Raw genomic sequence first — 24,845 nt, forward strand, 5'->3', positions numbered from 1 at the left:
CTTTCACCGAGCGGGGCTTTCCCTTTGTGTCAGAGGGTCTGTACGGAGCCCGTACGGTGATTTGGCGTTCCTTAACCGTCCCCTAAGGCGAGCTTTGATCTTGAAACGGCACACAAAGTGGTCCAGGGCGGCGCGTCAACCAAGCGGTGGTCGGGAAAGATTGAGAAAATCGCTTGTTGTGACGGCGATACTCGATCAGCTGCGGACCGCCCCCCGGTCGGTTCTCGGCAAGCTCCCCGGGCTCTCGAGTGACGATGACGAGACGCGCCGGCCGCTACCCGTGTCCGGGATGCTCGCCGCCGCCTGCACGCTGGGCGTCGGGCTTGCCGTGCTCACCACGCTCACACTGGTCGGCTGGATCGCCGCGCCCCGCGGCACGCTGGGCGCCGGGCTGCCGGGGGTGTTCAGGACGGCCGCGCAGATCTGGCTGGCCGCTCACCACGCGGGGTTCGCGATCCCCGGCGGCCGGGTCGGGTTGCTGCCGATCGGGCTGATGGTGCTGCCCGCGGTGCTGCTCTACAAGGCCGGGCGCTGGATGGCGCGCGACGCCGACCTGCGGCTGCGACTGCCCGCCAGGCTGCCCAAGAACAGCCCGCGCGAGAAGGCCAACGCCCGCCGGCGGGCCCAGCTCGTCCTGGTGGCCCAGGCGGGGGTCTCCCTGGCCGCGCCGTACGCGCTGCTGGCCGGGCTGATCGCGCTGGTCACGAGCAACGACATCACCCAGCCCTACATCGGCGAGGCGCTGCTCAGCCATTTCCTGCTGGCGTTCCTGGCGGGTGCGCTGGCCACCGCGCGGACGATCGGGCCGTGGCGGGCGATGCTGCGGCTGCTGCCCGAGCGGGTGCGGGCGCTGACCGTCGGCACGGCCGTGGCCACCGCGATCCTGGTCGTGGCCGGGCTGGTGCTCGTGCTGGTCGCCGTGGCGCTCAACTTCGACCAGGTGCGCGAGCTGTCCGGGGTGCTCTCGCCGGGGTTCGTCGGCGGCGTGCTGCTCCTGCTGGTGCAGGCTCTTTACCTGTTCAACGCGGTCATCTGGGCTTCCTCCTACATCGCCGGCCCCGGGTTCGCGATCGGGGCCGACACCCTGGTCGCGCCTACGGGGGTGCAGCTCGGCACGGTTCCGAGCCTGCCGCTGCTGGGCGCGCTGCCCGAGAGCGGGCCGGTGCCGGGATGGATGATGGCGGTGATAGCGCTGCCGTTCGCGGCGGGGGCCGTGGCGGGCGTCGTGGTCGCCAGGATCTCGCCTTCACCCTCGTACGAGGCCGCGCCGCTGTGGGGTTTCCTGACCGGTGTCACGACCGGGCTGGTGACGGCGCTGCTCGCGGCGCTGTCCGGTGGCCCGATCGGCGGCGGTCGCCTGACGGCCGTCGGGCCTTCACCGTGGGAGGTGGCCCTGTCGGTCGCACTTGAGGTGGGCGTGGCCGCGGGCATCTCCGCCGGGGTGACCAACCTGCTGCTCCTGAACAGGAAGGCCCGCGCACCGCTCGACAAGGCCGCCGCTCCGGTGCGGAAGGCCGGCGCGGCGATCGCCAGGGCGGCGAGCAAGGTGGGACTGGCCGAGGCCGACGCCCGGCCGCTGCCCGGCCACTGGATGGACGCCACCGAGGCCGACACGCAGGCGATCCCGGTCATCCGCGACGACTGGCAGGACGAGCACGCCTCGGCCGCGGCCGAGACGCTCTCGCAGGCACGCCCGCGCCTGCCGATGGACGAGGCCGTCCCGCCGCGTAAGGACATCGTGGACGAGTCCGACGACCGTGGTGGCCACGTCATCTACCTCGACCCCTACGCGTGGGACCGCGACTAGGGCTGCGTGGCTCCGATGAGCTCCAGCACGTCGGGCGGCAGCTTCTTCTGGGCCGCCTCCCGGAACTGGACGAAGCACTCGCCCTGGGCGGACACCGTGCCGGCGCCCTTCATGCACTCCTGATAGGCGGAGTTCTCGTCCATCAGGTAGAGCTGCATGACCGTGGCGCTGGCCGACAGCACCAGGGCGACGGTCGCGACGGCGATGCCGCCCGCCGCCACTCCCGTGGGCCGGCCCGCGGCTTTCAGCAAGGGGAGCGCGCGGATCCCCGCCACGAGCGCGAACAACCCCATCACCAGTCCGGCCGCCGGCAGCATGAACGTCATGGCCAGCGCTGCGATGGACAACCAGATCGCTCGGCGGCCCGCGGACTCCGCGGGCTGCTGACCGGCCGGTGCTTGCACCGGTGTCGACACCTGACCTCCTCTGCGTCACCAGGCGAGGAACAGATACGCTGGCAGCCCCACCACGGATCCCCATTGGAGTGTGCGTGTCTAAGGCTGGGCGGCTCGTCGTCCTCGTCTCCGGCTCTGGAACAAACCTACAGGCCTTGCTGGACGCTTCCGCCGATCCCTCGTACGGTGCCCGCGTGGTGGCCGTCGGCGCGGACCGGGGCGGCATCGAGGGCTTGGCCAGAGCTACCCGGGCAGGAGTGCCCACTTTCGTCCGCAAACTGGGCGAATATCCGTCTCGGGCGGAGTGGGATGCCGCGATCGCGGAGGAGATCGCCGCGCACAAACCGGACCTCGTGGTCTCGGCCGGGTTCATGAAAATTCTGGGCGCTCCGACGATCGAGGCGTTCCCGGTGCTCAACACCCACCCCGCGCTGCTGCCGTCCTTCCCTGGCGCGCACGGGGTGCGCGACGCGCTGGCCCACGGCGTCAAGGTGACCGGCTGCACGGTGATGCTGGCCGACGCCGGGGTCGACACCGGACCCATCGTCGCCCAGGAGGCCGTGCCCGTGCTGCCCGACGACGACGAGGCGGAGCTGCACGAGCGCATCAAGACCGTCGAGCGCCGCCTGCTCGTCGACATCGTCGGCCGGATGGCCCGGGAGGGCTGGACGGTCAGCGGACGGACCGTCCGCATCGGCAACCAATCAGGAGGGATCAGCAAGTGACTCGCATCGCCATCCGGCGCGCGTTGATCGCCGTGTACGACAAGTCGGGGCTGGAGGAGCTGGCCAGAGCCCTCGACGGCGCGGGAGTGGAGATCGTGTCGACCGGCGGCACCGCGGCGGCCATCGCGTCCTACGGCATCCCCGTGACCAAGGTCGAGCAGCTCACCGGTTTCCCGGAGTGCCTCGACGGGCGAGTCAAGACGTTGCACCCGCGCGTGCATGCCGGGCTGCTGGCCGACCTCAACAAGCCGCACCATGTGGCGCAGCTCGACGAGCTGGAGATCGACCCGTTCCAGCTCGTCGTGGTCAACCTCTACCCGTTCCAGGAGACGGTCGCCTCGGGGGCGACCGACGAGGAGTGCGTCGAGCAGATCGACATCGGCGGGCCCGCGATGATCCGCGGCGCCGCCAAGAACCACAGCACCTGCGCCGTCGTGGTCGACCCCGCCGGCTACGGCGGCGTGCTGGCCGCGCTGGACGAGGGCGGGTTCACGCTGGCCGAGCGCAGGCGCCTGGCAGGCATCGCCTACGCGCACACCGCCTCCTACGACGTGGCCGTGGCGTCCTGGTTCGCCGGCGCGTACGCGGCCGAGGAGACGTGGCCGCAGTTCATGGGCGCCACCTGGCAGCGCAAGGCCGAGCTGCGCTACGGCGAGAACCCCCACCAGGGCGCCGCCATCTACACCGCGGGCGCCGACGGCCTGGCCAACGCCGAGCAGCTCCACGGCAAGGAGATGTCCTACAACAACTACCTCGACGCCGACGCGGCCTGGCGGGCGGCCTGGGACTTCGCCGGCCCGTGCGTGGCGATCATCAAGCACCAGAACCCGTGCGGCATCGCCGTCGGCTCCGATGTGGCCGACGCCCACCGCAAGGCGCACGCCTGCGACCCCGTCTCCGCCTACGGCGGCGTGATCGCGGTCAACGGGGCGGTCAGGGTCGAGCTGGCCAGGCAGATCGCCGAGGTGTTCACCGAAGTGGTCGTGGCTCCCGCCTACGAGCCGGAGGCGCTGGCCGTACTCACCCAGAAGAAGAACATCCGCCTCCTGGTCTGCCCGAGCGGGCCGGTCAATGCCGCCGAGTTCCGCAGGGTCGACGGCGGGCTGCTCGTGCAGCAGGTGGACCGGATCGACGCGCCCGGTGACGCATCCGAGCGCTGGCAGCTCAAGGCGGGCGAGCCTGCCACGCCGGAGCTGCTGGCCGACCTCGCGTTCGCCTGGCGGGCGGCGCGGTCGGTGAAGTCCAACGCGATCCTGCTGGCCAGTGACCAGGCCACGGTGGGCGTCGGCATGGGGCAGGTCAACCGGGTCGACTCCTGCCGCTTGGCGGTGACCCGCGCCGGGGAGCGGGCCAAGGGCTCGGTGGCGGCGTCGGACGCGTTCTTCCCGTTCGCCGACGGGCCGCAGGTGCTGATCGAGGCGGGCGTCAGGGCCATCGTCGAGCCGGGCGGCTCCGTCCGTGACCAGGAGGTCATCGACGCGGTGGAGAAGGCGGGCATCACCCTCTACTTCACCGGCACGCGCCACTTCTTCCACTGATCAGCCGTGGGTGACCCGGCCTCCCGGGTCACCCGCCATCGCAAAACGCGGCGAACATTCGTCCCATGCGGTTACCCTGAATGCTCCGTCGCGTACTTATTCCCTCGGAGTCCTTTATGACGCTGCTTGACGCATCCCTGCACGCCGTCCTGGCCGTGAACGGGTTCGCCACCAGCCCCTTCGTGCTCATCCTGCTGGCCTTCGTCGGCGCCTACCTCGGCAGCCGCATGGTCGAGCTCATCCCGTTCACCCGCAGGATCATCGAGCGTCGTGAGGCTCAGCTCGCCGAGCGCGAGTAGTCCCAGGCGAGTTTGGCGGCTCCGGCGAGCCCGGCCCGCACCCCCAGCGTTGTCGCCTCCACCCGCACCGCCCGGACGAACGCCAGGCCGCCGATGTCGTCGAGCGCCCGGCTCAGAGGGTCGAACAGCACAGGTCCCGCCTGTGAGACGCCGCCGCCGATGACGACCGTGGTCACCTCGGCGGCCGCGGCCGTGGAGGCGATCATTCCGGCCAGCGCCCTGGCACCCCGCTCGAAGGCGGCCACGGCGACCGCGTCGCCGGCCGCCGCGTCCAGAGCGAGCGCCCGCGCGTCGGCCTTCTCTCCTGCGGCCGAAGCGCCGGTGGGCGCCTCACCCGCGAGGCCGGGGACCCAGCCGTTCTCCAGGGCCCAGCGCGCCATGTTCGGCCCGCTGGAGTAGCGCTCCACGCAGCCGCGCCCGCCGCACTCGCAGCGCTCGCCGTACGGATCGACCGTCATGTGTCCCACATGCCCGGCGTTCCCGGTGGGGCCGAGCAGCGGCCTGCCGTCGATCACCAGGCCGCCGCCGATGCCCGTGGACACCACGATCCCGAGCAGCGCCGAGCTCCCGCGCCCCGCCCCCAGCCAGTGTTCGCCCAGCGCCATGCACTGGGCGTCGCCGGCGAGCACGGTCGGCAGCCCGGTCTGCCCGCGCACCTCGTCACGCAGCGGGAAGCCGCGCCAGCTCGGCATGTTCACCGGGCTGACGGTCCCGGCGGCCAGGTCCAGCGGCCCGGCGCAGCCGATCCCGGCGGCGCTCGGCTCGGGCCCGCCCTCGGTGACCTCCTCGATCAGTGCCCCGAGCGAGGCCATGACCTCCTCGCGCGGCGTGGGCCGGGTGGCGGTTCGCAGTGCGGAACCTTCCTCGTCCACCAGTGCGGCGGCGAGCTTGGTTCCTCCGATGTCAATGGCAAGTACGTGAGTCATCAGTGTTTGTGGTGGTTGTCGGGCTGGCGGGGGTCGCCAGGATGTTCCAGTCCGGGCACGAGCTCGATCTTGGCGGCACGGGTCTCGTCCAGCCACCGTGCGAACGCCAGGCGTCGCGCGGCGGCGAGCGGCGCCGCCGCGCCGGCCTCGGGAGGTTGCGCGAGCTGGGCGCTCGCCACGGCCACGTGCCAGCCGAGCGCATCCCGGACCGGACCGGCGAGCGTCCCGGGCGGCGTGCGGCGGATCTCGGCGGCGAGCGCGGCGGGCAGCGAGCCCAGCGTCACCTCGCCCAGCGGTTCGAGCTCGCCGGCACCGGCCAGCTCGGCGGCCTCTCGATCGTCGAACAGCCGGTGCCACACCAGGTGCCGCCCTTCAGCGGGCGGCGGCTGGGGCGCGGGCGCCGGCCGCCAGGCGGGTGGGATGGCGGTGCCGGCCGTGACGTGCTCGAACACGGCTCGCACCCACGGGCTGCCGTTGTAGGCGGAAGCGGTGATGGATCCCAGCTCCACGGCGGCCAGCCTGTCCAGCGGGCCGTCCGGCACCGGGGCCAGCCCCAGCCTTCCGGCCTCGTCCTCGCAGAGCGCCTCCGTGAGGATGACCTGGGTCAGCCATCGGGCGAGCTGCCGGTCCTCGGAGCTGCCCGGCGAGGGCAGCGCGGCGCTGAGCGGTCCACCGCGCAGGCGGGCGATCCGCCGGTCGAGCAGCTCGCGGGCGATGGGCCGCCCGCTCACGAACCCGATCGGCCCCGGTGCCGCACCGCCGGGGGTCGCCTCGGCGGCCGGGTGCGGATGGTGGTGAGGCGCGCCCAGGGCGGTCACCGTGTCACCTCCAGGCGGACCGCGGAGGTGTACTGGCAGCGGCCGAACCACATGATCTTGGCCAGGGCCCACGAATGCCCGCTCGCGGCATCCTCGGGCACCTCGACGGGGAACTCCACGTCGGCCGTCGCCCCGGCCGCCACGGTGAAGCCCCGGATGACCGCGGGCAGCAGGTCCCAGACGCCCCACGGAGCCGCGAGCTGGGCCTCGCCCCGGATCTCGTCGGCGGTGCCGTTCGCCAGCCGTACCACGATCGAGGCGCGGTCGCCGGGACGCAGGGTGAGCGCGCCGGTGAGTACGGCCGCCGACAGGCCGGTCGCGCGGCCCTCGGTGGCGGTGGTGCCCTGGACCGCCTCGACGAGCTCGGGCAGCGGGCCGGGAACCGGCAGCTCGGGGGTGTCGCCGAGCGCCACCGTGGTGACGTCCTCGATCACCTGCCCGCCGGCGTGGGTCCGCGCGGCGACGAAGTGCAGGCCCGCGCCGGCAGCGGGCGTCACGGTGACCGGGAAGCGCACGTGCCCGCCCGGCTCCAGGCGGAAGGGACGCCGGGCGGGCAGGGCGGTCCAGCCGTCCGGGACCCGCAGCTCGACCACGCCTTCGTGAGCCGAGTCGACCAGGTGGCTCGCGACCACGACCGCCACCTCGAACGCCTCTCCGGCGGCCGGCGTGACGAGGCCGGGCGTCACGGACACCGACACCGGCAGGTAGCCCAGCGGGGCGGGCCCCTTGTTGTGCAGCCAGTAGCGGCTGTAGACCGGCTGGGCCTCCTCCCGGGTCGCGCCGAGCTCGGGGCCGCCGGACAGGGGAGCGGCGGGGGAGACGAAGGTGGCGACCTCCGAGCCGCTCAGCACGAGCCCGCCCGCATCCGCTCCGCTCGCGGGGTGCTCCGGGAGGCGTTCCAGGAGGTCGGCGCGGGTCAGGGGCTCGCGGGGGAGCAGCGGCGAGTCGATCACCGCGCGGGAGCCCAGCCCGGTGGACTCCACCAGGCGCAGCGTGACCCCCTGGCCGCGGTGGTCGCCGAGGCCGTGCGCGTGCGGGTTGCCGGTGGCCTTGACGGTGCCCACCAGGACGTCGCGGGCGGGTTCGACCCGCAGCAGCGAGTGCGTCTGCGGCAACTCGCCACCGGGCGCGTCCACCACGCGCGGCAGCAGCGGGGTGATGTAGTCCTGCCCGGCCGACGGCAGCTTGTGCGCCCGCCAGTCGCCCTCGCCGCCCGTGAGCGCGTACGAGAATTCGTGCGTCCAGTGCTGGAGCTGGAACGCCGACCCGTCGGGGCTGGTGCGGCGCGGCGGGTCGAGCCAGATCCCCGAGGGCCAGCCGGTGCAGGACCGCATGAGCGACAGGTGCAGCGCACCCTCCGGGTCCACCGCGAACCCGGGCAGCCCGTAGGCAAGCAGGGCTACCGTCCGGTCGTCGAGCCGTTCGGAGCCCAGCGGGCACACCGCCTCGATGGCGGCGTCGGCCAGGTCCGCCACCAGGTCGGCGACCGGGCCGGCGACGATGAGCGCGGGCAGGGCGCGCACGTCGCGCAGGTCGGCGCCGGGCTGCCAGACCTCGTGCAGCGGCCGCTCGGCGGGCACCCAGACGTGGGGCGCGCCGGACTTGAGCGCGTCCAGGTAGGCCGGGTCGCTGCGGTCGAGCAGCTCGGCGGCCAGCGGGTTCTCGCCGGGGCCACCGAGGATGATCCGCACGTCGGGCAGGTTCGAGTCCACGTCCAGCCAGCCGTACCTGGCCCAGGAGGCGGAGGAGGTGGTGGCGGTCACGCCGGCGCGGGCCAGCGCCACCACCAGGTCGCGGGCCTCCGGCGCGTCCGCCAGCTCGGGCACCACGACCTCGGCCACGCCGACAGCCCGCGCGCCCGCCTCGCCGAGGTTCACCCTGGCGGTCGAGGACAGGCCGAACCAGGTGTTGGCCGGGTTGTCGAGCGTCCAGGGGTGCTCGGCGGAGTCGGCGTCCGGCAGCGCGAACCCGCGCCCCACGACCGCGCCGGCCACGTCGGACACCGGCAGCGCGCCCTCGACCCGGGCCGGGAAACGGACCCGGAGCAGGCGGTCGGCGCCGGTGTAGTCGAGCACCCGGGTGGTGAGGTCCACCCGGTCCGAGCCCGCCCAGAGCGTAACCGTCTGCTCGTAGGCGACCTCGTCCACCTGCCCCGTCACGACCAGCCGCTGACCGATGGGGCTGGTCTCGGCCCGTACGGCGAGGGCCTGCGACCCGCCCGACCCGACGGCGCGACCGGTGGGCATGAGATGCCACGGGCCTTCGCCCATGTCGGGGTGCTGCGGGTACTCCTCGTGGAGCCGCAGCTCGTTGCCCAGTCCGGTGAGCAGTTCGCGGCCGGAGTGACGGTCGAGGACCGAGGTCAGCCCGCCACCCCGGGCGGGGTCGGCGACGACCCGCCACCGCTCGTTCTCGATGGCGAAGGGGTCGGCCGCCGCCAGGGGGCGCCAGGTGTCGGTCAGGCCTTCCACCACGCGGTAGGTGCGCCAGCCCATGGACGGGACGTCCCTGGCCATGAACGCCAGCGTGCCGTCCTCGTGCACGGCGGGCACCTCGGTGCCCGACGGGTCGGCCAGCCGCAGGCCGGGGCCGAGCCGCACGCGGACCAGCCCGTCGCGGGGGAACGGCAGCGTGTTGGTCACCACGACACTGCGCCCGTCCACCGCGATCCGGCCGCTCAGCGCGTCGAGCGCGCGGTCGCGGGCGTCGGCGGCCAGGTCGTACGCCTCCCGCCACCCGGTGAGCAGGTCGATGTAGACCTGGTCGGACTCCGAGCCGGTGATCGCGTCGTGGTGGGCGCCGTAGGCGAGCTGCCGCCACACCTTGTCGAGCGCGGTGTGCGGGTAGCCGCCGAGCCCGAGCAGCGCGGCGAAGGCGGACAGCCGCTCGGCGTCCAGCGCCGCCACCTCGGCCGCCCGCTGGGCCTGCTTCGTGTCGATGTAGGAGACGTCTTTGCCGGTGTAGATAGGGTTCATGTCCCGCGTCTGCGGGCTATATGCCGATATTTCGGCGTTTACGGCGTTCAGGAAGTCCCGTGGCGTGCCGCAGACGAACCTCGGCCACACGTACCGCTCGTTCCACGTCCGGTGGATGTCGGTGACCCACTTGTTCGGCGGCGTGTAGTCGGTGCCGACGGGCAGCAGGATGTTGCGGGTCGCGGCCACCGGCTTGAGCGAGCGGTAGAGCTCGTAGACGGCCTGCGAGGCATCCTCCAGCGTGGGCGAGGAGTCCATCCACCAGCCCGCCGAGTAGTGGCCCGGCATGTAGTGCGTCACGACGCCCAGCCCTGAGGGCGAGATCCACTCGAACTCGCTGGGGAACTGCATCAGGGCCGCGTCGTTCTTGGCCTGCTTGAAGTTCTTGCTGATCGGCCCCCACTGGTGGAACGGCCCGCGCGCCCACGCGCTCCCGGTCAGCCCCGCCGCCGCGAGATAGCCGGGGAACTGCGGATCGTGCCCGAACACGTCGAGCTGCCAGGCCGTGCGCGGATCCCCGCCGAGGATGTCCCGCTGGTAGCCCACCCCGTAGACGATGTTGCGGATCGTGGTCTCGGCGCCGGTGAGGTTGGTGTTGGGCTCGTTGTAGGTCCCCCCGATCAGCTCCACCCGCCCTTCGGCCAGCAACGTGCGCAGGTCCGCGCGGCGCTCGGGATGGGTGTCGAAGAACGGCTTGAGATAGTCGACCTCGGCCAGCACGAACCGGTAGTCGCGATCCCGCAGCGCCAGTTCGATGTGCGCCTCGACCAGCGCGAAGGCGTTGCGCTCCCACAGCGGCCTGGTGGTCGAGTCGCCGGACAGCAGCTCCCACGGGCTGGTGTAGGCGGCCTGCGTGTTCCACCAGACGGGGTCGTAGTGGAAGTGGGACACCATGAACATGGTCCATCCGGGCGCCTCGACCGGCACGAGCACGTCGAGCGACTCGCGGCCCAGCGACACCACACAGGGCACCGCGGTCCCGGCCTCGGCGGAGACGGCCAGCGGCGCCTCGACCGTCACGGTCCCCGTCCCGGCGGGCACGGTCACCGGCCGGGCGAGCCGCACCCCTTCACCCAGCACGTCCAGAGCCGCCTCGCTCTCACCCTGCGAGACGGTCACCCTCAGCACCTGGAAAGGCTCGTCCTCCGACCCGACGAACACATCGGTCGGCTCTGCGGACAACAGGCGAGCGGACAAAGGTCACCCCTCGATGTGCGCGACGCTGGCGACCGTCACACTATGCCTTCCGAAGATCGATGACAACGATGTCATCGGGCATCGGGTACCACTTGACCACCGGCGCCGCCGGAAGATCGTCCACCGGACGGCGATCGCGGAGAGAGGGGTCAGGTGATCACAGGGTGAGGCGATGAGATGGGCATCTGTGCTGGGGCCGGTCGCCGTCGTGGAAGGATTGGAACATGAGCGCAGTGAGACTCGACGGCAAGGCGACCGCCGCAAAGATCAAGGCAGACCTCGCGACCCGGGTGGCCGCGCTCAAGGAGCGGGGCATCACACCAGGCCTGGGCACAGTGCTGGTCGGTGACGATCCCGGCAGCCAGATCTACGTCGCGGGCAAGCACCGCGACTGCGCCGAGGTGGGCATCGCCTCCATCCGCGTCGACCTGCCGGCGACCGCCTCGCAGGCCGACGTCGAGGCCGTCCTCGACGAGCTCAACGCCTCGCCCGAGTGCACCGGCTACATCGTCCAGCTCCCGCTGCCCAGGCAGCTCGACACCATGGCCCTGCTGGAGCGCATGGACCCGGCCAAGGACGCCGACGGCCTGCACCCGGTCAACCTCGGCCGCCTCGTCCACATGGTCGACGCGCCGCTGCCGTGCACGCCGCACGGGATCGTGCTGCTCCTGCAGGAGTACGGCGTGCCGATCAAGGGCGCCGAGGTGGCCGTGGTCGGCCGCGGCATCACGGTGGGCCGCTCGCTCGGCCTCCTGCTCACCCGGCGCAGCGAGAACGCCACGGTCACCCTCTGCCACACCGGCACCCAGGACCTGGCCGGCCACGTGCGCCGGGCCGACATCGTGGTGGCCGCGGCGGGTGTGCCCAGCCTGATCACCGCGGACATGGTCAAGCCGGGCGCGGCCGTGCTCGACGTGGGCGTCTCCCGCGTCGACGGCCGGATCGCGGGCGACGTCGCGCCCGACGTCGCGGAGGTGGCGGGCTTCCTCACCCCCAACCCCGGCGGTGTGGGCCCGATGACCCGCGCCCTCCTGCTGTCCAACGTGGTCGAATCCGCCGAGCGCCGCCGGGCCGCCGCCTTCTAGGGCCGTCAGAAGGGGTAGGTGGCGATCTCCGGCTGCATGGTCACCCACTGGGTGTCGGTGAACGCCTCGATGTTCGCCCCGGTGCCGCCGAACCTGGCGCCGGTCCCTGAGCTGCCCAGGCCGCCGAAGGGCGCCACCGACTCGTCGTCCACCGTCTGGTCGTTGATGTGCACGATGCCCGTCGGCACCAGGTCGGCCAGCGCGAGCCCCTTCATCACGTCGCGGGTCAGGATGCCCAGCGCCAGGCCGTACTCGGAGTCGGCGGCCAGCGCCGCGGCCTCCTCGATGGTGGCGAACGTCATCACCGGCGCGACCGGCCCGAACACCTCCCGCGCGTAGGCGGGGGCGGAGGCGGGCGTTCCGGCGAGCACGGTGGGCCGGTAGAACAGGCCCTCGTACGTCCCGCCTGCGGCGAGCCTGGCGCCCGCCGACACGCTCTCGGTGACCAGCCCGTGGACCTTGTCGCGCTGCCGGGCGTCGATGAGCGGCCCGAGCGCGACCTGCCCGGTGGCGGGGTCTCCCACGGGCAGGCCGTCGGCCTTGGCGGCGAGCCGTTCCACGTACTCTTCGGCGATCGCCTCATGGACCAGGTGCCTGCCCGTCGTCATGCAGATCTGGCCCTGGTGGAAGAACGACGCCCACGCGCCCGCCGACACGGCCGCCTCGACGTCGGCGTCGTCGAGCACGATCAGCGCGGAGTTGCCGCCGAGCTCCAGGTGGGCGCGCTTGAGATGGCGGGCCGCGGTCTCGCCGACCTCCCGCCCCGCGGAGGTGGAGCCGGTGAAGGAGATCACCGGGACGTTCGGGTCGGTGATCAGCGCCCGCCCGGTCCCCACCCCGCCCGGCAGCACGTGCAGCAGGCCGGCCGGCAGGCCCGCCTCCTCGAAGACGCGCGCGATGGAGAAGCCGCCACAGACGGCGGTCCGCTGGTCGGGCTTGAACACCACCGCGTTGCCCAGCGCGAGCGCGGGCGCGACGGACCTGATGCCCAGGATGAGCGGGAAGTTGAACGGCGCGATGACGCCGACCACCCCGACGGGGAGCCGCCGCGAGAAGCTCAGCCGCTTGCGTGCGGTGGGCAGCATCTCGCCGAACGGCTGCGAGGCCAGTGCCGCCGCCTCGTAGCACTCCTGCGCGGCGACGTGCGTCTCGAACCCGGCCTTGCCGGGCACGGACCCGGCCTCCCTGACGATCCAGTCCTGGATCTCCTGCGCGTGCTCCTCGAACAGCCGCCCGGCCCGGCGCAGCACCGCCGCGCGCTCCTCGTACGGGGTGGCTGCCCAGGCGCGCTGCTCGCGGCGGGCCCGGGCCGCGGCGCGGGTCACGTCACCGGCGCCGGCGGTTCCGGCCCTGCCGAGTTCGGCGCCGGTCGCGGGCTCGACGACGGGCTGCTCGCCCGCCTCGGTCGTGGTCCACCCGCCGTCGAAGATCGATCCGGTCCAGGTCTTCGGGTCCAGGAATGTCATGGTCAGCCTCCTCAGGGCTGGAAATCCGGGTCCACGGTCACGTTCACGTCGAGCAGCAGGGGGTGCTCACGAGCGGCGAGCGTGGGCAGCACCTCGTCCAGTGCCGCGACCAGCTCGCCGTGGCCTTCGACGCGCCTGGCCTGGCAACCCAGCGCTCTGGCCGTCGCGGCCAGGCTCACCTCGCCGAACGCGGGCCAGGGCGCCTTGCCGCCGTGCTTGTCCGCCAGCCGGTCCATCACGGCGTAACGCCCGTTGGCCAGCACCATGAACAGTGCCCCCACCCTGTAGTGGGCCGCGCTCCAGAGCGCCTGCACGCCGTAGAGCGCCGACCCGTCGCCGACAACGGCCACGACCGGCCTGCCGGGCAGCGCCATCCGCAACCCCACGGCGGCGGGCAGCGCGAACCCCAGCCCGCCCATGGCCGCCGACAGGAACCCGAGCGGGTTGCGGGCGGGCACGAGCCGGTGCAGGTCCGGGCGGGACGACGGCGTCTCCTCGACGAGCACCACGTCGTCCGGCAGCCGTGCCGCCAGCTCGCGCAGCACGTCCGCCGCCCGCAGCGGCCCACCGGCCGTCCGCTGCCCGGCAGGAGGCGGCCCCGTCGAACGCCCGGCCGGGCGCGCGCGTGCGGGGACGAGCTCGGCCAGGCGGGCGCAGACGATCGCGGGCGGGGCGAGATAGGCCAGGCCGGCCGGGCTCCGGTGCGCCTCGGCGGGGTCGTCGGTGATCAGGGCGATCGAGGTGCCGGGCTCCACCAGCGGCCCCGGCGTGAACGGGTACTGCCGGAACACCGGCGCGCCCACCGCCAGCACCACGTCGTGCCCGGCCAGCGCCGCCCGCAGCCGCGGCCGGTCCGCGGGCAGCACGCCCGCGTACTGGGGGTGGTCCTGCGGGAACCCGGCCCGCGCCCCGAACGACTCCTGCCAGACGGGACATCCCAGCCGCTCGGCCAGCGCCACCAGCGGCCCCCAGCCCGCGGCCACTCCCGAGCCGGCGACGATCGCCGGCGAGTGCGCCCCCGACAGCAGCTCGACCAGCGGTGCGAGGTCGGCGTCCGCGACGGCGGCCGGGCGCAGCAGCCTGGCGGGCGCGGCCAGGGTCTCGCCCTCGTACGACGCCGCCCAGTCGTCCATCGGCACCACCACCAGAGCCGGTCCGCGGAACGTGGTGGCCTGGTGGAAGGCGCGGGCCACGGCGCCGGGCACGTCCTGGGCGCGCACGGGCTGGTCGACATGGACCGGGTAGTCGCCGGCCAGCCCCGCCAGCCGCCCGGCGAGGAACGGCTCCAGGGCCAGGTGCCGGCGGTCCTGCTGGCCGACCAGGATCACCAGAGGCGCCCGGTTCACCCTGGCCGTCGCGATAGCCCCGACCGCGTTGCCCAGGCCGGCGGTGGTGTGGAGCACGGCGAGCGCGGGCGCGTCGTGGCCGAGTGCCCAGCCGGTGGCCATCCCGACCACCGATCCCTCGTGCAGGGCGAGCACGAAGGCGAGGTCGTCGGGCAGCCCGGTCAGCAGGCTCACCTCGGTGGAGCCGGGGTTACAGAAGACGGTGGTCAGCCCGGTGCGCCTGAGTACGTCGAACGTCGCGTCCCTGACCGTGCTCACGGAGCCGTCACCGCCCCCTCCTGGCCGCCTGGATCTGGCTGTAGATGTGGCCGCGCAGCTCGCCGAAGCGGGGCAGCGAGCGGGTGGTGAGCTGGTCGCGCTCGGGCGGCAGGTCGATCTTGAGGTCCTCCATCACGACCGTCGGCGACGACGACAGCACGATCACCCGCTGTCCCAGGTAGACGGCCTCGTCGATGTCGTGGGTGACGAAGAGCGTGGTCACCCCGAGGTCGCGCCAGAGCCCGAGGATCAGGTCCTCCAGGTCGGCCCGGGTCTGCGCGTCCACGGCGGCGAACGGCTCGTCCATCAGCAGCACCTGCGGTTCGTAGGCGACGGCCCTGGCGATGGCGACGCGCTGCTGCATACCTCCGGACAGCTGCCACGGGTGGGCGTCGGCGGCGTCGGTCAGTCCCACGGACTCCAGGGAGCCGTCGACCAGCTCGCGCCGCCTCGGGGCCGGCACCTTCTTCTCCTTCAGCGGCAGCTCGACGTTCTGGCGGACGGTCATCCAGGGGAACAGGCTGCGGCCGTACTCCTGGAAGACCACGGCCATCCGCGGCGGCGGCCCGTTGACGGGCTCGCCGGCGATCCGCACCTCGCCGCCGCTGACGGGGAGCAGCCCGGCGACGGTGCGCAGCAGCGTGGTCTTGCCGCAGCCGGAGGGGCCGACCACGCAGACCAGCTCCCCGGCGCCGACGCTGAGGGTGATCGAGCGGATGGCCTCGACGCTGCGGCCGGGGCTCTCGTAGACCTTGCTCAACCGCGAGATCTCAAGCACGGGCGGCTCCGCTGCCGTAGTACCAGGTGAGGACCCGCCGCTCGACGAGGCGGAAGAGCAGCGAGAGTCCCAGCCCGAGCAGTCCGAGCAGCAGGATGCCGCTCCACATCTCGGCGATCTGGAACTGCCGCTGGAACAGCACGATCGTGAACCCGAGCCCGCTGGAGCTGGCGAACATCTCGCTGATGACCATGAGGATGATGCCGATGGACAGCGCCTGCCGCAGCCCGGCCATGATCTGCGGGCTGGCTCCCCGCAGCACGAACCGGCGCAACCTGGATCCGCCGCGGACCCCGTACATGCGGCAGGTGTCGGCGAGGACCTCGTCGAGCGCGCGCACGCCCTCGACGGTGTTGAGCAGGATGGGCCAGACGCAGCCGGAGACGATGACCAGCACCTTCATCGGTGTGTCGATGCCCGCCAGCAGCATGATGAGCGGCACGAGCACCGGCGGCGGGATGGCCCTGAAGAACTCGAGCACCGGCTCCAGCGTGGCGCGCAGCCTCGGCGACAGCCCGATGAGCACGCCCAGCCCGACGCCCAGGACCGCGGCCAGCGCGTAGCCGGCGAGCAGCCGCGCCACGCTCGGCAGCACGTCGTCGACCAGCCGCGCCGAGAACCACGTCTCGGCGAAGGCGACCGCCACCCGGCCGGGGCTCGGCAGGTAGAAGGAGCCGCCGCTGACCGCCCACCAGACGAGCACGAGGAGGACCGGCACGCCGAGCAGCCTGACCGCTCTCATCACGCCGCCTCCGCCCGCACGGCGGGATGCCAGGCCAGCACGCGGCGCTCCAGCATCCGCACGGCCACGTTGACCCCGATGCCGACCAGGCCCGCCACCACGATCAGCGCGTAGACGGTGGTGGCGGCACCGCTGCTCTGCGCCACCTGGATCTCCGCCCCGAGCCCTGGGCTGCCGATCACCAGCTCCGCCGTGACCGCCAGGATGAACGCCACCGCGGCGGCCAGCCGCAGCCCGGTCATGATGTACGGCAGCGCGGTCGGCCACACCAGATACCGCACCCGCGACCAGGCGGACAGGCCGTAGGAGCGGGCGGTGTCGTGGGCCACCGAGTCGACGGCCGCGACGCCGTACAGCACCTGGATGAGCACCTGCCAGAACGACGCGTACACCACGAGCATGAGCGTGGAGCCGAGCGACGGGCCGAAGAGCAGGGTGGCCAGTGGCACCAGCGCGACCGAGGGGATCGGGCGCAGGAACTCGACGGTGGAGTTCGTGGCGGCACGCAGGCCGGGGACGATCCCGATGATCACCCCGGTCACCACGGCCAGGCAGAACGCCAGCGCGAGGCCCACCGCCCAGCCGAGCATCGTCTCGCCCAGCGCGATCCACAGCCCGGCAGTGCTCAGCTCCGCGGCCAGCGTGGTGAGGATCCGCGAGGCGGGCGGCAGGTAGCGCTCGTCGACCAGGCCGAGCCGCGGCACCGCTTCGAGCAGGGCCAGCAGCCCGGCCAGGCCGAGCAGTCCGTGGCGCAGCCGCCTCACGGCACCAGAGCCGAGACGTCGACCTTGGCGTTGAGCACGCCGTCGGCCAGGGCCAGGTCGGCGATCGCCTGCACGGAGGCCTTGTTCACCTGCGGGGGCCACTTGGGCAGGTAGATCTTCGCGATCACCTCGGGCGAGATCTTGGTGTAGGTCTTGAGGATTTCCCGCACCTCGTCCGGGTGGGAGTCCGCGTACTCCAGCGACTTGTTCATCGCGGTGGTGAACCGCTTGGTCAGGTCCGCGTCGGTCTTGCCGGTGGTGAAGTACATCGCGACGGTCAGGTCGGCGGTCGCCTCGGCGAAGTTCCAGGCCACCGGGCGGGCGCCCTGGCTGATCGCCTGGCTGACGAAGGGCTCGACCACCCAGATGGCGTCCACCCGGCCGTTCTGCAGCGCGGCGGGGGCGTCGGGGAAGGCCAGCTCGACGAACTCGATGCCGGACGGGTCGCCGCCGTTCTTGCGGACCGTCTCGCGGATGGTGGTGTCGCCGATGTTCTTCAGCTGGTTGACCGAGATCTTCTTGCCCGCCAGGTCCTTGGCCGACTGGATCGGGCTGTCCTGCTTGACCAGGACCGCGCTGAAGTCCTTGCCCGGCTCGCCGGTGGAGGAGACGCCGTTGGCGACCACCTTCACGTCCAGTCCCTGCTGCTTGGCGGTGAGCAGGGAGGTGGTGTTGGCGAAGGCGAACTGGAACTGTCCGCTGACCGCGCCGGAGACGCTGGCGGCGCCGCCCTGGACGGGGGTGATGGTGAGGTCGATGTTCTGCTCGTCGAAGAAGCCTTTGGCCTTGCCCAGGTGGATCGGGGCGGTGTCGACGATCGCGATCACTCCGGCGTTGACCTTGTCCTTGCCCGGGCCCTCGGGGGTCGCCGTCTGCGCGCCGCCGCACGCGCTCGACGACAGGGCCGACAACAGGACGGCTGGAACCACGAGGGAGCGACGCACATGTACTCCTGTATTGTTCGCGATGCGTACACTTATTCACAGGCCGAACGCCCCCGTATCGCGCAACTTACGCCTTTGTCCGCCTATGTCAAGGGATGTCAATGGTCGATCATGTGCAGTCGCTGGCCCGCGGCCTCGCCGTGATCCGCGCCTTCAGTGCCACCGCGCCGCGACTCACCCTCAGCGACGTCGCCCGCGAGACCGGCCTCACCAGAGCCGCGGCCCGGCGCTTCCTGCTCACCCTGGTCGACCTCGGCTACGTGCGCAGCGACGGCCGCCTGTTCGCGCTCACACCACGCGTCCTGGAGCTCGGGTACGCCTACCTGTCCAGCCTGTCGCTGCCGGAGGTGTCCGATCCACACCTGGAACGCCTGGCGGCCGAGGTGCACGAGTCCGCCTCGGTGGCGGTGCTCGACGGCGAGGAGGTCGTCTACGTCGCCCGGGTGGCCACCGCCCGCATCATGCGCGTGACGATCAACATCGGCACCCGCTTCCCCGCCTACTGCACCTCCATGGGCCGGGTCCTGCTCGCCGCGCTCCCGCCGGACGAGCTGGACGCCCACCTGGAGCGCGCCGACCTGAGCCGCCTCACCTCACGCACCATCACGCTGCCGTCGGCCCTGCGCGCCGAGCTCGACAGAGTCCGCACGCGCGGCTGGGCGATGGTCGACCAGGAGCTGGAAGAGGGCCTGCGGTCCCTGGCCGTGCCGATCCGGGACCGCACCGGCGCCACGGTGGCGGCGGTGAACGTCTCCACGCACGCCAGCCGTACGACACTTCAGCAGGCCAGGCGCGACCTGCTGCCGCCTCTGCTGGCCACGGCCGCGCGGATCGAGACGGACCTGGGCTCGCTGTCCGCCGCTCGCGCCTGAGGGCACGAACCCCGCCGTCAAGCCCGGCTTCGGTAGCGGTCGGTGGCCTGCCGGGTGGCCCGGATGGCGGCGTCGGCCTTGTCGTAGGTGCGCTGCGCCAGTCCGACGAAGATGCAGTCCACGATCAGCAGCTGGCTGATGCGGCTGGCCAGCGCCCCGGGCCGGAACGCCGTCTCCCGGCCCGCCGACACCAGCGTGTGGTCCGCCAGCTCGGCCAGGGACGAGCGCGGGTTGTTGGTGATGGCCACCAGCAGGGCGCCCGCCTCCGCCGCCGTGCGGGCCGGGACCAGCACGTCGGGCGTCTCGCCACTGCAGCTGATCGCCACCACCACGTCACCGCCCCGCAGCAGCGCCGCGCTGGTCAACGCCAGGTGCGCGTCGCTGAAGGGGTGGCTCGACAGGCCGATCCGCAGCAGCTTCTGGGACATGTCGGCGGCCACCAGCCCGGAGGCGGCGACGCCGTACACGTCCACCCGGCGGGCGTTCGCGATGGCCGTGACGACCTCACCCAGGCGGTCGGGGTCGAGCTGCACCGCCGTGTCCGCGAGGGCCTCCGACTCGGCCCGCGCCACCTTGGCGATCACGTCGGTGAGCGGGTCGTCGGGGCCCAGGTCGCCGGGCACGAGGCGCTCGGGCTCCTTGGCCACGGCCGCGGCCAGGGCGAAGCGCATCTGCGAGTAGCCGCCGAAGCCGAGGGCGCGGGCGGTGCGCACGATGGTGGCCTCGCTGGTGCCGGACACCACGCTGAACTCGGTGATCGTGCTGCGGACGACGACTCCGGGGTCGTCGAGGATGATGCGGGCGATGGACTGCGCCGCCGGAGTGAGTGACGGCAGCACCGCCCGTACGGCGGCGACCGGGCTGGCCGGCTCGTGAGGGGGATCCACACGGGAGCCGGTCACGACGTCAGCCACTCGGCGGCGGCCTGGGCGGACACGCGGGAGATGCCGTGGGTGGCCAGGTGCGCGGCGCCGGCGGGGGCGTCCGGGATGCCGGTGTCGATGACGATCACGTCGGGCCGGTCGCGCACGGCCTGCGCCACCCGGTCCCGTACCCACGGGTGCCGGGCCGCGTCGTGCACCACGAGCACGACCGGCCGCTGCTCGGCCCCCGACCCGAGGCCGGCTCTGGCGGCGAGGCCGGGTCCGAGGCGGGGCAGCTCGCCCTCCGGTTCCAGCTGCACGCGTTCGGTGCCGGGGAGCAGGGCTGCCAGGGCCGCCGTGACGCCGGTCGGGGTGGCCGGGTCCACGGCCTTGTTGAAGCGCGTGTTGACCTCCACGACCAGCGGCGGCCGGGTAAGGGTCGCCGAGCCGGTCACGGTCAGCGCGGCGCGGGCCGCCTCCAGGCCGGCGTGCTCGTCGGCGTCGGCGCGGACCTTGTCACGCAGGGCCGCCTGCTCGCCGTACCACTGGGACAGCGCGAGCACGCGCGAGGCCGCTTCCGCCAGGCGCTCCTCGGGCAGGGCGCCGGCGCGGACGGCGGCCACGATGGCGTCGCGCATCTCGTGCAGGCTCTCCTCGGTGGATTCGCCGACGCAGATGGCGTCGGCCCCGGCAGTGAGCGCGCGGACCGCGATCTCGCCGGGGCCGAACATCGCGGCCACCGCCCGCATCTCGATGGCGTCCGTGACGAGCATCCCGTCGAAACCGAGCTCGCCCCTCAGGAGCTCGGTCAGGACGGCATGGCTCAGCGTCGCGGGCATCGCCGGGTCGAGGGCGGGGACCAGCAGGTGGCCGCACATGATGGAGCGGACTCCGGCCTCGACGGCCGCGCGGAACGGCGGCAGGTCGCGTTCGGAGATCAGGTCGCGGGAGGCGTGCACGGTGGGCAGCGCGAGGTGGGAGTCGGTGACCGTGTCGCCGTGACCGGGGAAGTGCTTGGCGCAGGCGGCCACTCCGGCGCCCTGCACACCGTTGACATAGGCGACGGTGTGGCGGGCGACGAGGTCCGCGGCGGGGCCGAAGGAGCGGACGCCGATCACCGGGTTGGCGGGGTTGGCGTTCACGTCGGCGGTCGGCGCGTAGTCGAGGGTGATGTCGGCCTGGGCGAGCATGCGGCCGATCTGGCGGCCGACCCGCTCGGTGAGTGCCACGTCGTCGACCACGCCGAGCGCGCGGTTGCCGGGGAAGGAGCTGCCGGAGGCGACCTCGAAGCGGGTGACCGCGCCGCCTTCCTCGTCGACGGCGACCACGGCGGCGGGGTTCTCCGCCCTGATCTGCCGTACGACCTGCTCGCCCGGGTCGTTGCGGGCGAACAGCACGACACCGCCGAGCCCTTGGCCGAGCGCTCTGCGCATCCAGTCGGGGACCGAGGTCCCGTGGTAGCCGGGCTGGAGCACTGCCATGGCCAGTCGGTACAGGTCAGCGGTCATGCGGCATTTTCCTTCACAGTTGTTGATCTGAAGGTAATTTTCTGTCATCGTCGCCCTCGACACAACCTCTTCCGAGGAGCCACCCCCCATGCACAGCCGAAGGACCCTACTCAAGGGGCTCGCTCTCGCCGCCGCCGCCTCCGCCGTCCCGCTGCCCGCGTTCGCGGCCGTCGACTACGTGCCCCCTCTGCGCCAGATGCGCGGCATGTGGATCGCGTCCGTAGTGAACATCAACTGGCCGTCCAAGCAAGGCCTGAGCGCCGACGAGCAGAAGGCCGAATACCTCGCCTGGCTGGACCTGGCCGTCGAGCGCAAGCTCAACTCGGTGTTCGTGCAGATCAGGCCGACCGCCGACGCGTTCTGGCCGTCGAACTTCGAGCCGTGGTCGCACTGGCTGACGGGCACCCAGGGGCAGGACCCCGGCTACGACCCGCTCGGCTTCGCCGTGGCCGAGACGCACAAGCGCGGCCTGGCCTTCCACGCCTGGTTCAACCCCTACCGCGTCTCCATGCAGGCAGACCCGGCTCAGCTCCACCCCGACCACCCCGGGCGCAAGCACCCCGACTGGATCCTGCCGTTCGGCGGCAAGCTCTACTACAACCCGGGCATTCCCGAGGTCCGCAAGTTCTGCCAGGACGCGATGCTGGACGCGCTCACCCGCTACGACATCGACGGCCTGCACTTCGACGACTACTTCTACCCGACGAACACCACGGCCTTCGACGACAGCGCCACGTTCGCCCAGTACGGCGCGGACTTCCCCGACCTGGCCACCTGGCGACGCCACAACGTCGACCTCATGGTCTCGGAGATGCAGCAGCGGGTGCGCGAGGTCAAGCCGGAGACCGCCTGGGGCATCAGCCCGTCGGGCATCTGGCGCAACAAGGGCACCGACCCGCTCGGCTCCGACACCAACGGCGGCCAGTCCTACGACAACCTGCACGCCGACACCCGCGGCTGGGTGAAGAAGGGCTGGCTGGACTACATCGCGCCGCAGCTCTACTGGTACATCGGGCAGCCGCCGGCCGACTACTCCAAGCTCGTGCCCTGGTGGTCGGACGTGGCCGACGGCACCGGCACGCTGCTGTGGATCGGCCAGGCCGCCTACAAGGCGGGCGACCCCATCCAGGCGCCCGAGTGGCAGGACCCGAAGGAACTGTCCGACCACCTCACGCTCAACCGCGACCACCCGCAGATCGGCGGTGACATCTGGTACAACGCCAACGACCTGCGCGCCGACCGGATCGCCTCGATCAGCACGGCCGTGACCGACCACTACACGCGGCCCGCGCTGGCGCCGGTGCTGCCCCGGCTCGCGGGCGGCGAGCCGCCGCGCAAGCCGGTGCTGGCCTACGCGCTGCGGCGCAACGGCGGAGTGGAGGTGCGTGCGGTGGCCACCGGAAGGGACGAGCCGTTCCAGTTCGCCGTCTTCCGCTTCCCCGGGCGGGCCTCGTCCTCCGGCTTCCGCGACGCCCGCCACCTGGTCGCCGTCCTGCCCGGTGACCGGCAGGTGCGCTGGCTGGACAAGGATGGCAAGCGCGGGGACCACTACTACGTGGTGGCGGTGGACCGGGCCAACCGCACCAGCAAGCCGAGCAACGGCTTCAGGGTCATCTAGCAGGATCATTCAGCGAAGGAGTGCGATGCGGGTTCTCGGCCTCATCTCGGGGACGTCCCACGACGGCGTCGACAGCGCGGTGGTGGACTGGTCGCTGGAGGACGGCGTGCTGACCGGCACGCTCGTCCACCTGGGGGAGCGGCCGTACGAACCCGAGCTGAGAGCCCGCATCGTGGCCGCGCTGCCGCCGAACCGGATCGACCTGGGCGAGGTCTGCGCCCTGGACACGCTCATCGGCCAGGCGTTCGCGGAGGTGGCGGCGGGATCGCCGCCGGCCGACCTGATCTGCTCCCACGGCCAGACCCTGTTCCACTGGGTCGAGGACGGCCACGTCCGCGGCACCCTGCAGCTCGGCCAGCCGGCCTGGATCGCCGAGCGCACCGGGCTGCCGGTGGTGTCGGATGTACGGGCGCGCGACGTCGCGGCGGGCGGGCAGGGGGCGCCGCTGGTGTCCTACCTCGACCTGCTGCTCATGGCCGGCCTGCCGGGCCGCACCGGGGCGCTGAACCTGGGCGGGATCGCCAACCTGACCGTGCGGGACCCGGCCGTCGCCTACGACACCGGGCCTGCCTGCGCGCTCATCGACGCCGCCGCGCCCCCGTACGACAGGGACGGCGAGCTGGGTGCGGCGGGAAAGGTGGACGCCGGGCTCCTGGAGGAGCTGCTGGCCGAGCCCTACTACCGGGAGCAGCCGCCGAAGTCCACCGGCAAGGAGCTCTTCACGCCGGACTACGTCAAGGCGGATCTGCCGCAGGCGGATCTGGTCGCCACGCTGACGGCGCTCACGGCCGAGACCGTGGCCGCGGAGGTCCGCAGGCACCGGCTCGACACGGTGATCGTCTCAGGAGGCGGGGCGCGTAACCCCACCCTGATGAGCATGCTGCGCCTGCGCGCGTCGTCGGCACAATTCGTGACCAGCGACGAACTCGGCATGCCGGCCGACGGCAAGGAGGCGATCGCCTTCTCGCTGTTCGGCTGGCTCGCCGCGCACGGCCTGCCCGCCACCGTGCCCAGTTGCACGGGCGCCTCGGGCGCCCGGATCCTGGGCACGGTCACGCCGGGTTCCGATCCGCTGACGCTGCCGGAACCCCTCGCCGAAGCCCCGGTCGCGATCCGTCTGTCAGGAAGCCCTGCGCCCGGCCGCTGACGGCTCGGCGGTGGACCCCGACGACCGCTGCGGTGGCACCACAGGTGTCGGGCGCACCAGGCCCAGCGCGACGACCTCGTTGGCCAGCCGCGTGCGCCGGTTGGTGCCTTCGGGGATCCTGAACTTCTGATACAGCCGCAGCAGGTGCTGCTTGACCGCGGCTTCGGTCACGACCAGGTCGTCGGCGATTTCGCGTGCGGTAGCCGGGGCGACGAACGCCTCGTCCGACAGCGCCGGCCGGCAGAGCGAGGTCAGCACGTCGACCTCGCGTCTGGTCAGCTCGGGCGCCGCGGCCCTGCGGAGTTCGACCTCGGGGGTGAAGTCCTCACGGGGGACTCCACCGATGCGACCGCGTGCCGCGCCGAAGGAGACGACGTCACCGTCGTCGAGAACCCTCCGGGCGATCGGCCTGCCGTTCACCCGCGTGCCGTTGCGGGACAGGCCCAGGTCAACGACATACAGGTAGGGTCCTCGCCTGACGAACTCGGCATGGAGCCGAGACACGCTGGGATCACTGAGCCGGATGTCCGCACCCCGGCCCCTTCCCACGGTCGTGATCTCGGGGCGCAACGGGACCACCTCGCCGGTGTCCTCGATGCGTATGAACGGCCCCTCCACGGCAGTTCCTCCCCAGGTAGCCCGCCGTAACTATTACTACAGCTCCGGCTTACCCAAACGCGGGGATGCGGAATCGCCTTTGCCGAAAGGAGAATCGCGCTTGAAATTGGTCTGGACCTTTGCGGCCGGTTTTGCCTGCTCACAGGTAGACTTCGA

General features: G+C 72.4%; 21 protein-coding genes. 8 read left to right on the plus strand and 13 right to left on the minus strand.

Translation table 11 applies throughout. From position 1 onward, the window contains the following. Positions 1–178 precede the first annotated feature (178 nt). Complete coding sequence (locus V5E28_RS15345) at positions 179–1,807, plus strand: cell division protein PerM (RefSeq protein ID WP_336207546.1); 1,629 nt, start codon at positions 179–181, stop codon at positions 1,805–1,807. Here the strand turns inward: V5E28_RS15345 and V5E28_RS15350 are convergent. Continuing rightward, positions 1,804–2,223, minus strand: a complete 420-nt coding sequence (locus V5E28_RS15350) for a hypothetical protein (RefSeq protein WP_336207547.1) — start codon at positions 2,221–2,223, stop codon at positions 1,804–1,806. The two genes, V5E28_RS15345 and V5E28_RS15350, sit on opposite strands and share 4 nt — an antisense overlap. Positions 2,224–2,297: 74 nt before the next feature. Here V5E28_RS15350 and purN point away from each other — a divergent pair, with 74 nt between their 5' ends. The 3 genes from purN to V5E28_RS15365 all read left to right on the plus strand — a co-directional run bounded on the left by purN (position 2,298) and on the right by V5E28_RS15365 (position 4,764). Next, positions 2,298–2,927, plus strand: coding sequence for a phosphoribosylglycinamide formyltransferase (gene purN / locus V5E28_RS15355; RefSeq protein ID WP_336207548.1), 630 nt, complete (start codon positions 2,298–2,300; stop codon positions 2,925–2,927). After that, on the plus strand, positions 2,924–4,465 hold the full coding sequence (purH, locus tag V5E28_RS15360) for a bifunctional phosphoribosylaminoimidazolecarboxamide formyltransferase/IMP cyclohydrolase (protein ID WP_336207549.1): 1,542 nt from the start codon (positions 2,924–2,926) through the stop codon (positions 4,463–4,465). The genes purN and purH overlap by 4 nt, the downstream gene beginning before the upstream one ends. Before the next feature lie 116 nt (positions 4,466–4,581). Continuing rightward, on the plus strand, positions 4,582–4,764 hold the full coding sequence (locus tag V5E28_RS15365; protein ID WP_336207550.1) for a hypothetical protein: 183 nt from the start codon (positions 4,582–4,584) through the stop codon (positions 4,762–4,764). Here V5E28_RS15365 and V5E28_RS15370 read toward each other — a convergent pair. From V5E28_RS15370 to V5E28_RS15380, 3 genes are read right to left on the minus strand one after another with little or no spacing between them, the layout of a single operon-like run. After that, positions 4,743–5,690, minus strand: a complete 948-nt coding sequence (locus V5E28_RS15370; protein ID WP_336207551.1) for an ROK family protein — start codon at positions 5,688–5,690, stop codon at positions 4,743–4,745. The two genes, V5E28_RS15365 and V5E28_RS15370, sit on opposite strands and share 22 nt — an antisense overlap. Further along, positions 5,690–6,508 (minus strand): DUF7158 domain-containing protein, encoded by an 819-nt coding sequence (locus V5E28_RS15375; RefSeq protein WP_336207552.1) that lies wholly within the window; start codon positions 6,506–6,508, stop codon positions 5,690–5,692. The genes V5E28_RS15370 and V5E28_RS15375 overlap by 1 nt, the downstream gene beginning before the upstream one ends. Beyond that, entirely contained in the window at positions 6,505–10,665 is a 4,161-nt protein-coding gene (locus V5E28_RS15380) for an NEW3 domain-containing protein (RefSeq protein WP_336207553.1), read from the minus strand. The genes V5E28_RS15375 and V5E28_RS15380 overlap by 4 nt, the downstream gene beginning before the upstream one ends. 239 nt (positions 10,666–10,904) lie before the next feature. Between V5E28_RS15380 and V5E28_RS15385 the strand changes: the two genes are divergently transcribed. Then, positions 10,905–11,765 (plus strand): bifunctional methylenetetrahydrofolate dehydrogenase/methenyltetrahydrofolate cyclohydrolase, encoded by an 861-nt coding sequence (locus V5E28_RS15385; protein WP_336207554.1) that lies wholly within the window; start codon positions 10,905–10,907, stop codon positions 11,763–11,765. Positions 11,766–11,770: 5 nt separating this feature from the next. On the opposite strand, the gene V5E28_RS15390 is transcribed toward V5E28_RS15385, so the two are convergent. Genes V5E28_RS15390 through V5E28_RS15415 form a run of 6 tightly spaced genes read right to left on the minus strand, consistent with a single transcriptional unit; the run spans position 11,771 to position 18,063 of the window. Then, positions 11,771–13,231 (minus strand): benzaldehyde dehydrogenase, encoded by a 1,461-nt coding sequence (locus V5E28_RS15390; protein ID WP_336207555.1) that lies wholly within the window; start codon positions 13,229–13,231, stop codon positions 11,771–11,773. Positions 13,232–13,242: 11 nt separating this feature from the next. Beyond that, on the minus strand, positions 13,243–14,835 hold the full coding sequence (locus tag V5E28_RS15395; RefSeq protein WP_336207556.1) for a thiamine pyrophosphate-dependent enzyme: 1,593 nt from the start codon (positions 14,833–14,835) through the stop codon (positions 13,243–13,245). 7 nt (positions 14,836–14,842) lie between these two features. Next, positions 14,843–15,613, minus strand: coding sequence for an ABC transporter ATP-binding protein (locus V5E28_RS15400; RefSeq protein ID WP_336207557.1), 771 nt, complete (start codon positions 15,611–15,613; stop codon positions 14,843–14,845). Then, positions 15,606–16,355 (minus strand): ABC transporter permease, encoded by a 750-nt coding sequence (locus V5E28_RS15405; RefSeq protein WP_336207558.1) that lies wholly within the window; start codon positions 16,353–16,355, stop codon positions 15,606–15,608. Before V5E28_RS15405 ends, V5E28_RS15400 begins: the two co-directional genes overlap by 8 nt. Further along, positions 16,355–17,119: an ABC transporter permease gene (locus V5E28_RS15410; RefSeq protein ID WP_336207559.1), complete on the minus strand. Its 765-nt coding sequence runs from the start codon at positions 17,117–17,119 to the stop codon at positions 16,355–16,357. Before V5E28_RS15410 ends, V5E28_RS15405 begins: the two co-directional genes overlap by 1 nt. After that, complete coding sequence (locus tag V5E28_RS15415) at positions 17,116–18,063, minus strand: ABC transporter substrate-binding protein (RefSeq protein ID WP_336207560.1); 948 nt, start codon at positions 18,061–18,063, stop codon at positions 17,116–17,118. The genes V5E28_RS15410 and V5E28_RS15415 overlap by 4 nt, the downstream gene beginning before the upstream one ends. Positions 18,064–18,164: 101 nt before the next feature. Between V5E28_RS15415 and V5E28_RS15420 the strand changes: the two genes are divergently transcribed. Continuing rightward, a complete protein-coding gene (locus tag V5E28_RS15420) occupies positions 18,165–18,935 on the plus strand; it encodes an IclR family transcriptional regulator domain-containing protein (RefSeq protein WP_336207561.1) in 771 nt (256 codons plus the stop codon). Between the two features lie 17 nt (positions 18,936–18,952). On the opposite strand, the gene V5E28_RS15425 is transcribed toward V5E28_RS15420, so the two are convergent. Both V5E28_RS15425 and V5E28_RS15430 read right to left on the minus strand, forming a co-directional pair. Further along, complete coding sequence (locus V5E28_RS15425; RefSeq protein WP_336207562.1) at positions 18,953–19,822, minus strand: MurR/RpiR family transcriptional regulator; 870 nt, start codon at positions 19,820–19,822, stop codon at positions 18,953–18,955. 11 nt (positions 19,823–19,833) lie between these two features. Further along, positions 19,834–21,306: a glycoside hydrolase family 3 protein gene (locus V5E28_RS15430; protein WP_336207563.1), complete on the minus strand. Its 1,473-nt coding sequence runs from the start codon at positions 21,304–21,306 to the stop codon at positions 19,834–19,836. 88 nt (positions 21,307–21,394) lie between these two features. On the opposite strand from V5E28_RS15430, the gene V5E28_RS15435 reads away from it, so the two are divergent. Both V5E28_RS15435 and V5E28_RS15440 read left to right on the plus strand, forming a co-directional pair. Continuing rightward, on the plus strand, positions 21,395–22,924 hold the full coding sequence (locus tag V5E28_RS15435) for a glycoside hydrolase family 10 protein (RefSeq protein WP_336207564.1): 1,530 nt from the start codon (positions 21,395–21,397) through the stop codon (positions 22,922–22,924). 25 nt (positions 22,925–22,949) lie between these two features. Beyond that, positions 22,950–24,071 (plus strand): anhydro-N-acetylmuramic acid kinase, encoded by a 1,122-nt coding sequence (locus tag V5E28_RS15440; protein ID WP_336207565.1) that lies wholly within the window; start codon positions 22,950–22,952, stop codon positions 24,069–24,071. On the opposite strand, the gene V5E28_RS15445 is transcribed toward V5E28_RS15440, so the two are convergent. Continuing rightward, complete coding sequence (locus V5E28_RS15445) at positions 24,045–24,689, minus strand: FHA domain-containing protein (protein ID WP_336207566.1); 645 nt, start codon at positions 24,687–24,689, stop codon at positions 24,045–24,047. The two genes, V5E28_RS15440 and V5E28_RS15445, sit on opposite strands and share 27 nt — an antisense overlap. Positions 24,690–24,845: the final 156 nt, after the last annotated feature.

The sequence above is a fragment of the Nonomuraea sp. LPB2021202275-12-8 genome, from assembly GCF_037044575.1.
Classification (GTDB): Bacteria; Actinomycetota; Actinomycetes; order Streptosporangiales; family Streptosporangiaceae; genus Nonomuraea.